Genomic DNA, 12,964 nt, shown 5'->3' on the forward strand with positions numbered 1-12,964 from the left:
GGCCTGACCAGCCGACCGCCTGACTACCGTCGGCGGCCGGAGCCCGAGTGCCGGCCGGAGCTCGAGTGCTGCTCGGTGAGCTCCGCGCGGTCCGCGGGACGCGGGACGGCGCCGGAGAGCACCTCGCTGTCGGTGTGCACGCCGTTGGACCCGGCCGTGGCCTGGTGGGCGGCGGTGAGGTGGCTGCCCTCGAGGTCGAGATCGGGAACGATCCGGTCCAGCGCCTTCGGCAACGCCCAGGAGACGTGCCCGCTGAGCTTGAGGATCGCCGGGACCAGCGTCATTCGGACGACGAACGCGTCCACCGCGACGCCGATCGCCAGGGCCAGGCCGACGGACTTGATGACCGCGTCGTCGCCGAAGATGAAGCTGCCGAACACGGCGATCATGATCAGGGCCGCGGCGGTGATGACCCGGGCGGTGGCCGCCATGCCCGCGGTGATGGCATTCGACGGGTCGCGGTGGTGGACGTAGTGCTCGCGGACCCGGGAGACCAGGAACATCTCGTAGTCCATCGCCAGGCCGAACAGGATGCCGATCAGCAGGACCGGCAGGAAGCTGACGATCGGTCCGGTCGACTCGACGCCGAACAGGCTTCCGAGATGGCCCTCCTGGAAGACGAAGACGGTGACGCCCAGCGACGCGCCGATCGACAACAGGAAGCCCAGTACCGCCTTCACCGGCACGAGCAGCGAGCGGAACACGATCGTGAGCAGCACCAGGGCCAGACCGACGATCAGCGCCAGGAACAGCGGCAGCGCACCGGACAGCTTGTCCGACACGTCGATGTTGGACGCGGTGGTGCCGGTGACATAGGCCGCGACGCCCTGCTCCTTCTCGACCCGGTGGGCCGCCGTCCGGATCGTCTTGACCAGGTCCTTCGTATCCTGCGACGACGGTCCCGAGTCGGGGGTGACGGTGAGGATCGCGACGTCACCGGCCTTGTTCGCGGTCGGGGTGCCGACGGCGGCGATGTCGTCGGCGGTGCGCAGCCGCTCGGCACCGGTGGTCGCGGCCGCCTTGGCCCCGGTGCTGCCGGGCGTCGAGATCACCAGGGTGAGCGGGCCGTTGAACCCGGGCCCGAAGCCGTCGGTGAGCAGGTCGTAGGCACGGCGCTCGGTGGTGGAGGTGGGCTTGCTCGAGTCGTCGGGCAGGCCGAGCTTCATCCCGGCGAGCGGGATCGCGAGCACGCCGGCGACCACCAGGCAGGCAAGCACGGTCAGCCAGGGCCGGGCCGTGACGAGGCCGGCCCAGCGCCGGCCGAACGGCTGGCGCCCCGCGGCGGCGGCCCGGGCCGTCCGACGCTGCAGCGGCCTGATGCGCCCGGCGTTCACGCGTGGTCCGAGCACGGCCAGCAGGGCGGGGACCAGGGTCAGCGCGATCAGCACGACGATGGCGACGGTTCCTGCCGCGGCCAGACCCATGATGGTCAGGAACGGGATGCCGACGACGGCCAGGCCGGACAGGGCGATCACCACGGTGAGTCCGGCGAAGGTCACCGCGCCACCGGCGGTGGCGGTGGCCAGGGCGATCGAGTCATCGATCGCCATCCCCTCGGCGAGGTTCTGCCGGTGCCGGGTCAGCAGGAACAGGGCGTAGTCGATGCCGACGGCGAGGCCCAGCATCAGGGCCAGGGTGGGCGCGCTGTCGCTCAACGAGATCACCCCGGAGAGGGCCTCGATGCCGAGCAGTCCGAGCGCGACGCCGATCAGCGCGATCAGCATCGGCAGACCCGCCGCGACCAGCCCGCCGAAGGTGATCCCCAGCACGATGAACGCGATGATCAGGCCGTACAGCTCGGAGCTGCTCGCCCCACCGGAGCTGGTGATGACCCCGCCGGAGAAATCCACCTGGAGCCCGACGGCCCGGACCTGGTCGGCGATCTTTTCGAGGGCGTCTTTGGCCTGGTCACTGACCTCGTCGACACTGACGGAATAACTAATGTCGCTGAACGCGACCTTTCCGTTGTCGCTGACGGTCGCCTTGTTCCACGGAGTGACACCGACGACCTCCGGTGCCCTGGCAACCTCGGCGAGCGCCTTTTCCGCCGCCGCCTGGTAGCCGGCCTCGGTCACCCGGTGCCCGTCCGGGGCGGCGATCACGATGCGGGCGGTGGCGCCGCCGGTGCCGGGGAACTTCTCGTCCAGCAGGTCGATGGCCTGCTGTGACTCCGCGCCGGGAATCTTGAAGGCGCTGCTCTTCGGCCCGGAGAAGGCCGCGGCGCACACTCCGGCGATGACCAGAACGACCAGCCAGAAACTGATGACGGACCACCGCCGTCGGACCGCAAAGCGGCCCAGCCGGTGCAGAAACGCTCCCATGCCCACTCTCCCAATCCCAGCTCGTTCGGAGCTGGTCGCTGACCGCTGACCGCTGGCACCATGGCCACCGCAGGTCTCTGGCAGTGGTTGTCTAGATACTCTCGGTAGTTAATCCGGGGTTGCGTCGGACCTGGCCGCACCGGTGTGGATCCACCTGGCGCGCCGCTACCTGAGGTGAGGTTGTGGTGGTGGAAAAGGTCCTGGTCGGTCCAGCCGGTGGCGGGGACCCGGGCCAGGCGAGTTGTCGGTGGAACTCAGGCCAGGCAGAGCAGGCGCAGTGCGCCGTCCACCAGTTCCTGGCGAGCTGCCTCGGTGGACATGTCGGTCTCCGGTGAGGCGGCGGCAACGGTGATCGCGCCGATCGCCATCCGGGACCGGAGTCGGACGTACGGGTCGGTACTACGCCCGCTCAGCGCGGTCACCAGCAGTTCCGCGCGCTGCTCGCTGGTGGTGCAGTTCCCCTCGATGGAGGCTTCAGCGGCTTCGGACGCCTGCTGGAGCACCATCGCGATCTGCTGCCGGTAACGGATCACCACATCGACGAAGCCCTCGACCGCCTGGCGCGCGACGACGGGAGTCGGTGCGTTCTGCAGTGTCTCGTTCAACGCGTCGAACGCTGTCATGCTCGGCGTCAACAGCTCGTTGAAGATCGCTTCCTTGCTGGCGAAGTGGTACAGCAGCGAGGCCTTGGAACATCCCACCTCCTTCGCGATGTCCTGCAGGGACGTACCCCGGAAGCCGCGCTGCCCGAACAGTCGCAGCGCGACGTCCAGTAACTGGCCGCGGAGCACGGCACCCGATCGGGCCATGGACCCACCATAACTGTCCGATCGGACAGGATTGACCGATCGGACAGAAACAGGGATCCGCATCACAGGCGGGGGAAATGTCACCCGATGTATCTAACCCATCACCATATCGACGGTCCATCGATATGCGGACGGCATGTCCGCCACATGGGGAGACGGCATCAGCGCGGGATGGTGTCCTTGTCGGGCCGTGTTCGCCCGCTCCACCTTCCGCAGCGACGGCACGCCGGCCGGGATGATCAGCATCATCGGCCAACGGCGGCGCGTCCGGTGGCCAGCCGGGTTGGGCCGGGCCGGATACGTGGCGACGCATCCGGCCCGGCTCGACCCGGTGTGCGGGACAGGCCTACGACTGGTAGGGATTCTTCCGGGAGATGGACCCACCGCGGCGGCCCAGGCCCACCGCGGCGGGCGGGCCTACCGCAGCGGCTGGGCGCAGTTCTTGCAGCGGTCGCTGAGGATTGACAGCAGCTCGACCGCCTTGAGGGACGCGTCGCGCACCTTGGCGATGTCCTGCGACGAGTTCAGCCGGATGAGCGCGGTCTCGGCGCCGTCCGAGGCGCCTTCGCGGACCGCCTCGATGATCTCGGCCGCGGGGGTGCCGTACTGGAAGAGCAGGATCTCCTTCTCCTGGTAGGCGGGTAGCTCCACGGGTAGATGACCCAGGCCGATGCCGGCAAGGTTGCGGCTGAGGATCTGCCGTACGTTCGTGCCCAGTCGGCCGTAACCACCGATCTCGCGCAGGTGGCCCATCGAGGTCCGGAAGACCCCGTTGTTGCCGACCACGGCGGCCCGCAGGTCCTCCCAGGTGCCGGGACTGTCCGTCGGCACACCGATCATCTGCGCCTCCGACATCCCTACCATCCCAGCTGGCAACCGACGTACCCCGTGTCCATGTGCACCGACACACCCAGCTCCTTTCGCCTCCCCGGGGGGAAAACCACAGCGTGCCGCCGGGCCGACATCCGGCACCCGCCGACAACACCGCCGACAGCACCGTCGACGCGACCGCCGAAGGTACCGCCAGGTTGGCCCAGTTCTTTTCCTTATCCAAAATAATATCCGAGCCCCCGGACGGGTCCGGCCACACGATCAGTTCCGAGGGTTTCGATGTCGTTAACCCTCGCTGCACGGTCCGACGGTGATGTCGTCCGGTCGCGCCGAACATTGCGTGCCGACGCACCGTCGGCCCGATGTCCGGACAGGAGAAGTTGTTCCCGTGGTGAACCTCTTCGTAACCCGCGCCGCCGACAAATCGGTTCGGCGTCCCTGCGACCCCCCGTTGCGGGCGGGCGTCGGGGCATCTGCACGCGCGGATGGCCGCCCGCGGGCCGGCTATTCGCGCGGCGTGGCCTCCGGCCCTCGACAGGAACCGGTTTCGGGTGTCCTGAGCTCCACCTTTGTCCACCCCCGAAGGGGTGGTCGCCGCCTCGCCCGGCCGGGTCACCTCGCCCGATGGCACCGGTCCGAGGAAAAATTCAATCTTGGACTTTTCTTTGTGGATATCCTTGCGGACATCTCTTCGGAAAAGCTCTCGGCCATCTGCGAAGAATACCTGTTAACCGGGAAGTTACCCGCGCTTGCGAGTGCGAAATAATCGGCTCCTAGTCTGATTCATGTCGCCGCAGAACAAACGGTGAACCGCAGTTCGCGGCGCGGCCCATGGTCTTCTCATCCGGAGCAACGGCTGGTGATGACAGTGCGAGACGAACGTTTTCCCAGCTCATCCCCCACGGCGATGCAGGCGGACGCGGCGGTCAGGTTCTGTGACACGACGCTGCGCGACGGCGAACAGGCGCCTGGTGTCGCATTCACCGCGGTTGAGAAACTTGCCATCGCCGCAGCTCTGGATGCCATCGGTGTACACCAGATCGAGGCCGGTATCCCGGCGATGGGTGTCAGCGAGCGGGACGTGCTGCGGGAGATCCTCGCGACCGATCCCCGGGCGGAGATCGTGGGCTGGTGCCGGGCCGACCACCGCGACGTCGAGGCCGCCGCAGCCTGCGGCCTGCTGACCGCGCACCTGACCATCCCCGTCTCCGACCTGCATCTCAAGAGCAAGTTGGAGAAGGACCGGGCCTGGGCGCGGCTGCGGGTCCGCGACTGTGTCAAGGACGCGACCGACCGGGGCATGCGGGTCAGCGTCGGCATGGAGGACGCCTCCCGCGCCGACGACTCGTTCGTCATCGACCTGGCCGGCGAACTGCGGGAACTGGGCGTCACCCGGTTGCGCTGGGCCGACACGGTGGGCCTGCTCGACCCGGTGAGCGCGTACGACCGGCTGGGGCGACTGGTCCGGGCGGTCCCGGGGCCGTGGGAGATCCACGCCCACGACGACTTCGGCCTGGCGACGGCCAACACCATCGCCGCCGTCCAGGCGGGGTTCACCTGGGTCAGCACCACCGTGCTGGGGCTGGGTGAACGCGCCGGGAACGCTCCGATCGAGGAGGTCGCCATGGCGCTTCGGCACCTGCTGAAGCTGCCGGTCGACCTGGACACCACGTCGTTTCGCACGCTGGCCCAGCTGGTGTCGCGGGCGGCGGGCCGGCCGCTGCCGGCGGGCAAGGCGGTGGTCGGGGAGTCGGTGTTCGCGCACGAGTCGGGCATCCACGTGCACGGCATCCTGCGTCACCCGGCGACCTACGAACCGTTCGACCCCGCCGAGGTCGGTGGGCGCCGCCGGCTGACCGTCGGCAAGCACAGCGGCCGGGCGGGCGTGCGCCACGCCCTGGCGCAGTGCGGGATCACCGCCGCCGAGGACGAGCTCGAACCGCTCGTCGAGCAGGTTCGGCTCGCCGCGACGCAGCACAAGCGTGGCCTGGGCAGCCACGACTTCCACGAGCTTCTCGGGCGGGTCGACATGCCGGCCCCCCGAGCAGGGATCCAGCCGCGCGAGGAACCGGTCTGACCGACCGCGTCCGCGCCTGGATTCGCACCACAAGAACCACGGTAGTGCCGATGTCCCGGTCCACCCCGACCGGCGGCACGTCCGGCACCCCGCGGACCCACGTTCCGTGGCCGGCCCGATCGGCCTGGCCACCGGCGGTGATCCGCGAGCCGGACGACCGTTCCTAGGAGGAGCACCACATGCGCCAGATCGCGTTCTACGGCAAGGGTGGTATCGGCAAGTCCACCACCCAGCAGAACACCATGGCGGCCATGGCCGAAGCCGGCCAGCGGGTCATGATCGTCGGCTGTGACCCCAAGGCCGACTCCACCCGGCTCATCCTGCACTCGAAGGCCCAGACCTCCGTCATCCAGCTGGCGGCGGAGAAGGGCTCGGTCGAGGACCTCGAGCTCGACGAGGTTCTGGTCGAGGGCGCGTGGGGCATCAAGTGCGTCGAGTCCGGTGGCCCGGAGCCGGGTGTGGGCTGCGCCGGCCGTGGCGTCATCACCTCCATCACCTACCTGGAGGAGGCCGGCGCCTACGAGGACCTGGACTTCGTCACCTACGACGTCCTCGGTGACGTCGTGTGTGGTGGATTCGCGATGCCGATCCGCCAGGGCAAGGCGCAGGAGATCTACATCGTCACCTCCGGTGAGATGATGGCGATGTACGCGGCGAACAACATCGCCCGAGGCATCCTCAAGTACGCGCACACCGGCGGTGTCCGGCTCGGCGGCCTGATCTGCAACAGCCGCAAGACCGACCGCGAGGACGAGCTGATCATGGAGCTCGCGCGTCGCCTGAACACCCAGATGATCCACTTCATCCCGCGTAACAACGTCGTGCAGCACGCCGAGCTGCGCCGGATGACGGTCATCGAGTACGACAAGGACAACGAGCAGGCCCACGAGTACCGGCAGCTCGCCAACAAGATCATCAACAACGAGATGAAGACCATCCCGACCCCGATCGAGATGGACGAGCTCGAGGAACTGCTGATCGACTTCGGAATCATGGAGGTCGAGGACGAGTCCGTCATTGGCAAGACCGCCGCGGTCGCCTGACGTCCTCCCTTTCCCGACTCTTATTTCCGCCCACCGTCGAGGATGAGGTCCCGATCATGACGACGACGCCGGTACCGACCCGGGCCGAGACCGAGGCGATGATTGCCGATGTCCTGGCTCAGTACCCGAAGAAGGCCGCGAAGTTCCGGGCCAAGCACATCAAGGCCAACGACCCCGAGGGGTCGAAGGAGTGCGAGGTCAAGTCCAACATCAAGTCCCGCCCCGGGGTCATGACGATCCGTGGCTGCTCCTACGCCGGTTCCAAGGGCGTGGTGTGGGGACCGGTGAAGGACATGGTCACCATCAGCCACGGCCCCGTCGGCTGCGGCCAGTACTCCTGGGCGACGCGGCGTAACTACGCTCACGGCCACCTCGGCGTGAACAACTGGACCGCGATGCAGGTCACGACCGACTTCCAGGAAAAGGACATCGTCTTCGGCGGCGACACCAAGCTGGAGCAGGTCCTCGATGAGATCGTCGATCTGTTCCCGCTGGCCAAGGGCATCTCGGTGCAGTCCGAGTGCCCGATCGGCCTGATCGGTGACGACATCGAGGCCGTAGCGAAGAAGTCCTCGAAGAAGCTCGGCCTGCCGATCATCCCGGTCCGCTGCGAGGGCTTCCGCGGCGTGAGCCAGTCGCTCGGCCACCACATCGCGAACGACGCCGTTCGCGACCATGTCCTCGGTACCGGCGAGGGCACCTTCGAGCAGACCGACTACGACGTCGCGCTGATCGGTGACTACAACATCGGCGGTGACGTCTGGGCGTCCCGCCGGATCCTCGAGGAGATGGGCCTGCGGGTCATCGCCCAGTGGTCCGGCGACGGCACGATCAACGAGATGGCCTCGACGCACCTGTCGAAGCTGAACCTGATCCACTGCTACCGCTCGATGAACTACATCTGCACCACCATGGAAGAGCGCTACAACACTCCCTGGACCGAGTTCAACTTCTTCGGCCCCTCCAAGATCATCTCGTCCATGCGTAAGATCGCCGAGTTCTTCGATGACGAGATCAAGGCGAAGACCGAGGCGGCGATCGCCCGCTACCAGGTCCGCTTCGATGAGATCATCAAGGCGTTCCGGCCGCGCCTCGAGGGCAAGCGCGTCATGCTCGCCATCGGTGGCCTGCGCCCCCGGCACACCATCGGTGCCTACGAGGACCTCGGCATGGAGGTCATCGGGACCGGCTACGAGTTCGCCCACAAGGACGACTACACCCGGACCTACGGCATGCTCAAGGAAGGCGTCGTTCTCTACGACGACCCGACCGCCTTCGAGGTCGAGGAGTTCGCCAAGCACCTCAAGCCCGACCTGATGGGCGCGGGTGTGAAGGAGAAGTACGTCTTCCACAAGATGGGCATCCCCTTCCGGCAGATGCACTCCTGGGACTACTCCGGGCCGTACCACGGCGTCGACGGCTTCGCGGTCTTCGCCCGGGACATGGACCAGGCCGTCAACAGCCCGACCTGGGACCTCCTCGAGGCGCCCTGGTCGAAGGCCGGCGAGGTCGCCTAGTCCTCGGTGGGAGCCAGCCCCCCGCCGCCCTGGCGGCACCCGGGCGCATGACGCCCCAGCAGTAGACGCCCGTTCAGGGCAGCAGTAGTCAGCCAGGTCCGGCCGCAAGGCAGCCGCCAGCGACCCGGCACCCCCGTGAGCCAGCCGGCCCGAATGATCCACGTGAAACATGACCGGCTCAGGCGATCGGAACGGGTGCTGGCGGCTGCCGCGGCCGGCATCAGCCCCGCCGGGGACGCAGATCCCCCCGGGTCATCCCCCCAGGGGAGAGGAGGACGTCCGGTGACGACGCCCGAGCACACCAGCGCGATCCCACTGCAGGTTCTTGACCACAACGACGTCTTCCGGGACGAGGTCTACCAGGAGCAGTTCGAGAACAAGCGCGAGTTCGAGAACGCGGCCTCCAAGGAGGAGGTCGAGCGCGTCCTGCAGTGGACCCGCACCTGGGAGTACCGGGAGAAGAACTTCGCCCGGGAGAGCCTGTCCGTCAACCCGGCGAAGGCCTGCCAGCCGCTCGGTGCGGTGCTGGCCGGACTCGGGTTCGAGGGCACCCTGCCCCTGGTCCACGGCTCGCAGGGCTGCGTGTCCTACTTCCGCAGCCACTTCGCCCGGCACTTCAAGGAGCCGGTGCCCGCCGCCTCCACCTCGATGACCGAGGACGCCGCCGTGTTCGGCGGAATCAACAACCTCGTCGAGGCGATGGACAACATGTCCGCCCTCTACAAGCCGAAGCACATCGCGGTCAGCACCACCTGCATGGCCGAGGTCATCGGTGAGGACCTGTTCGCCTACATCGGCGCGGCGCGCGAGCAGGAGGCGATCAGCCAGGACTTCCCGGTCTCCTACGCCCACACCCCGAGCTTCGTGGGCTCGCACATCAACGGCTACGACGTGATGCTCAAGGGCATCCTCGACTCGCTGTCGAAGTCCCCCGACGCGGACGCCTCGAAGATCGAGAAGACGGACAAGGTCCGCCTCAACATCATTCCGGGCTTCGACACCTACGTCGGCAACCACCGGGAGTACCGGCGGATGCTGGAGCTGATGGGCGTCGACCCGATCATCCTGGGCGACCACTCCGCGTCGCTGGACTCCCCGGCCGACGGCGAGTACGACCTCTACCCGGGTGGCACCACGCTCGTCGACGGTGCGCAGGCGAAGTTCAACCGGGCGAGCTTCATCCTGCAGGAGTCCACCCTGCGCCGCACCGCCGAGCTCATCAAGGACGTCTGGAAGCAGGAGCTGGTCACCCTGGAGACCCCGATCGGGGTCACCGGAACCGACGCCTTCGTGACCGCGGTCGCCCGGACCGCCGACGTCAAGGTGCCTGCCGAGCTGACCCTCGAGCGCGGCCGGCTCGTCGACGCGATCACGGACTCGTCCGCCTACGTGCACGGCAAGCGGGTCGCCATCGCCGGCGACCCCGACCTGGTCGTCGCGCTGACCCGGTTCGTGCTCGAGCTCGGCATGGTTCCGGTGCACATCGTGAGCACCAACGCCGACTCCACGTTCAAGGCGCGGATGGAGAAGGTGCTCTCGGCCAGCAAGTTCGGCGACGCCGCGACCGTGTGGCCGGAGAAGGACCTCTGGCACCTGCGTTCGCTGGTCTTCACCGAGCCGGTCGACCTGCTCATCGGGTCGATGCAGCTCAAGTGGATCGGCCGCGAGACCGACACACCGCTGTTCCGGGTCGGCTTCCCGATCTTCGACCGGCACCACCTGCACCGCTTCCCGATCATCGGGTACACCGGCGGCCTGCACCTGGTCACCGGGCTCGTCAACACGATCCTCGACGAGCTCGACCGCAAGGCTCCCGCGCACAGCTACGACGCGGTCCGCTGACCGTCCGTCCCCGCTAGCGCAGGACCCGTCCCCGGACGGTCGTCGGCCCACCGCCGACCGTCCGGGGCCAGACGTGGCCGGCCGGCCGCGCCCACCGCGCTCCCTGCGGCCGGCCGACCACTCCCGGCGGGTCGAGTCCGCGCAGCCGCATCCGCGCCGACTCCCCGCCCCCGGGGCGGGTCGGTCGACTCCCTCCCGGGTCGGCCGGCCCCCCTGCCGCTGCACCGCACGTACTGCTGCACCGCACCACCGGCACCGCCTCCAGCCTCACCCGAGGACCGCCCCCTCCCGAGGATGGCCTATGTCCGCACCTGACCGCGCGGCTCTGTTCACCGAGTCGGCCTGCGGAACCAACAACGCCAAGACCACCAAGGAGCGCAAGGCCGGCTGCCCCAAGCCCACCCCCGGCGGCACGGCCGGCGGCTGCACCTTCGACGGTGCGATGATCACCCTCGTCCCGATCGTGGACAGCGCCCACCTGGTCCACGGCCCGATCGCCTGCGCCGGAAACTCCTGGGACGGCCGCGGCAGCCTGACGTCCGGGCCGACGCTCTACAAGCATGGCTTCACCACCGACATGACCGAGAACGACGTGGTCCTCGGCGGCGAGCAGCGGTTGTTCGACACGATCTGCGAGATTGTCGAGCGGTACGCGCCCCCCGCGGTCTTCGTCTACTCCACCTGCGTCACCGCGATGATCGGTGACGATCTCGGCGCGGTGTGCGCGTCCGCCGCCGAGCACACCGGGGTACCGGTGATCCCGGTCGAGGCCCCGGGGTTCCTCGGCAACAAGAACCTCGGCAACAAGATCGCCGGTCAGGCGCTGCTCGACCACGTCATCGGCACCGTCGAGCCGGACGACGTCGGCGCGTTCGACATCAACCTGATCGGTGAGTACAACATCGCCGGCGAGCTGTGGGACGTGCTGCCGGTGCTGAACCGGCTGGGCCTGCGGCTGCGGGCCTGCATCAGCGGGGATGCCCGGTACCGCGACGTGGCCGCGGCCCACCGGGCGAAGGCGACCATGGTCGTCTGCTCCCGCGCCCTGCTCGGCCTCGCCCGCGGGCTCGAGGAGCGCTACGGCATCCCCTGGTTCGAGGGCAGCTTCTACGGCACCAGCGCCATGGCCGACACCCTGCGCGGCTTCGCCCGCCTGCTCGATGACGACGAGCTCACCCGGCGCACCGAGGAACTCATCGCCGCCGAGGAGGCGACCACCCAGGCGGCGCTCGCGCCCTACCGGGCCCGCCTGACCGGGCGCAAGGCCGTGCTCTACACCGGCGGTGTCAAGAGCTGGTCGATCGTCTCCGCGCTGCAGGACCTCGGGATCGAGGTCGTCGGCAGCGGCATCACCAAGAGCTCTGACGGAGACGTCGAGCGGATCCGCGAGCTGCTCGGCGACGCGAAGATGATCGGCGAGGGCAGCCCGCGGGAGCTGCTGCGGGTGGCCGAGCAGACCGGCGCCGACATCCTCGTCGCCGGCGGTCGCAACCAGTACACCGCGCTCAAGGGCCGGCTGCCGTTCCTCGACATCAACCAGGAACGGCACATCCCCTACGCGGGCTACACCGGCATGGTCGAGTTCGCCCGCCGGCTCGACCTGGCGATCTCCAACCCGGTCTGGGACCAGGTCCGCCGGCCCGCCCCCTGGGACGCGCACGTGGCCGCAATCGCCGACGCCGCGGCGGGCGCACGCCTGGCGGAGTCGCAGCTGGCCGGGACAGTCTGATGGCGCGGATCACCACGGTCGAGCGGGGCGCGGCGATCGACCCGCTCAAGCACAGCCAGCCGCTCGGTGCGGCGCTGGTCTTCCTCGGTCTCGCCGGCTCCCTGCCGATCATGCACGGCTCGAAGGGCTGCGCCTCGTTCGCCAAGGCCCTGCTGACCCGGCACTTCAACGAGCCGATCCCGCTGCAGACCACGGGGATCAGCGAGGTGACCGCGGTCTTCGGCAGCGGCGAGTCGATGGTGGCCACGCTCGACGCCATCCGCAAGAAGCAGCGCCCGGAGGTCATCGGCCTGCTGACCACGGGCGTCACCGAGGTCTCCGGCGAGGACGTCGGCGGCCAGCTGCGCGCCTACCTGGCCGCCTGGGCCGACGCGGACGCGGAGGCGGGCGCCGAGGCGGACGCGGCCCCGCTGATCGTCGGTGTGTCCACCCCGGACTTCACCGGTGGTCTGTCCGACGGCTGGTCCGCCGCTCTCGAGGCCCTGGTCCGCGCGGTGATCCCGGCGGACGAGCTGGACCGTGGCGACCCCGACGAGCTGGCCGAGGACGTCGACGACCGGGCCGAGGGCCGCACCGCCCTGCTCGCCGCCTCCGCCCTGGCCGTCGCGGGCGGCACGCGGCGCACCGCGCCCACCCCCCGATCGGCCGACGCCGCTCGGGCGCTCCCCGCCCCCGCGGCGGTCCGCCCCTCCCCCCCACCCCCAACTGCCCCCCCAAACCCCCCACCCCAAACACCGTCACCCCGGCCTTGGCCCCACCCCCCTCCCCGCACATCACATACACCCGAATCAACAC

Annotated in this window: 9 protein-coding genes; 6 read left to right on the plus strand and 3 right to left on the minus strand. The window is 68.9% G+C overall.

Annotated features, from left to right (window positions below):
- Nucleotides 1-23: 23 nt before the first annotated feature.
- From ND747_RS20675 to ND747_RS20685, 3 genes are all read right to left on the minus strand, one after another.
- On the minus strand, nucleotides 24-2,321 hold the full coding sequence (locus ND747_RS20675) for an MMPL family transporter (RefSeq protein WP_251735542.1): 2,298 nt from the start codon (nucleotides 2,319-2,321) through the stop codon (nucleotides 24-26).
- A gap of 254 nt (nucleotides 2,322-2,575) precedes the next feature.
- Complete coding sequence (locus ND747_RS20680; protein ID WP_251735544.1) at nucleotides 2,576-3,130, minus strand: TetR/AcrR family transcriptional regulator; 555 nt, start codon at nucleotides 3,128-3,130, stop codon at nucleotides 2,576-2,578.
- 417 nt (nucleotides 3,131-3,547) lie between these two features.
- Nucleotides 3,548-3,985, minus strand: a complete 438-nt coding sequence (locus ND747_RS20685) for a hypothetical protein (protein WP_251735546.1) — start codon at nucleotides 3,983-3,985, stop codon at nucleotides 3,548-3,550.
- Between the two features lie 835 nt (nucleotides 3,986-4,820).
- Between ND747_RS20685 and nifV the strand changes: the two genes are divergently transcribed.
- The 6 genes from nifV to ND747_RS20715 form a co-directional block, all read left to right on the plus strand.
- Nucleotides 4,821-6,038: a homocitrate synthase gene (nifV, locus tag ND747_RS20690; protein ID WP_251735547.1), complete on the plus strand. Its 1,218-nt coding sequence runs from the start codon at nucleotides 4,821-4,823 to the stop codon at nucleotides 6,036-6,038.
- A gap of 179 nt (nucleotides 6,039-6,217) precedes the next feature.
- Entirely contained in the window at nucleotides 6,218-7,081 is an 864-nt protein-coding gene (nifH, locus tag ND747_RS20695) for a nitrogenase iron protein (protein ID WP_251735549.1), read from the plus strand.
- 56 nt (nucleotides 7,082-7,137) lie between these two features.
- On the plus strand, nucleotides 7,138-8,598 hold the full coding sequence (nifD, locus tag ND747_RS20700; RefSeq protein ID WP_251735551.1) for a nitrogenase molybdenum-iron protein alpha chain: 1,461 nt from the start codon (nucleotides 7,138-7,140) through the stop codon (nucleotides 8,596-8,598).
- 282 nt (nucleotides 8,599-8,880) lie between these two features.
- Nucleotides 8,881-10,440, plus strand: coding sequence for a nitrogenase molybdenum-iron protein subunit beta (nifK, locus tag ND747_RS20705; RefSeq protein ID WP_251735552.1), 1,560 nt, complete (start codon nucleotides 8,881-8,883; stop codon nucleotides 10,438-10,440).
- 301 nt (nucleotides 10,441-10,741) lie between these two features.
- The gene (gene nifE / locus ND747_RS20710; RefSeq protein ID WP_251735554.1) at nucleotides 10,742-12,169 is read left to right on the plus strand and encodes a nitrogenase iron-molybdenum cofactor biosynthesis protein NifE; all 1,428 of its coding nucleotides are present in this window, start codon (nucleotides 10,742-10,744) and stop codon (nucleotides 12,167-12,169) included.
- A partial coding sequence (locus tag ND747_RS20715; RefSeq protein WP_285900859.1) for a nitrogenase component 1 occupies nucleotides 12,169-12,964 on the plus strand: 796 nt, incomplete at its 3' end. The genes nifE and ND747_RS20715, both read left to right, overlap by 1 nt.

The sequence above is a fragment of the Frankia sp. R82 genome (assembly GCF_023716925.1).
Lineage (GTDB): Bacteria > Actinomycetota > Actinomycetes > Frankiales > Frankiaceae > Frankia.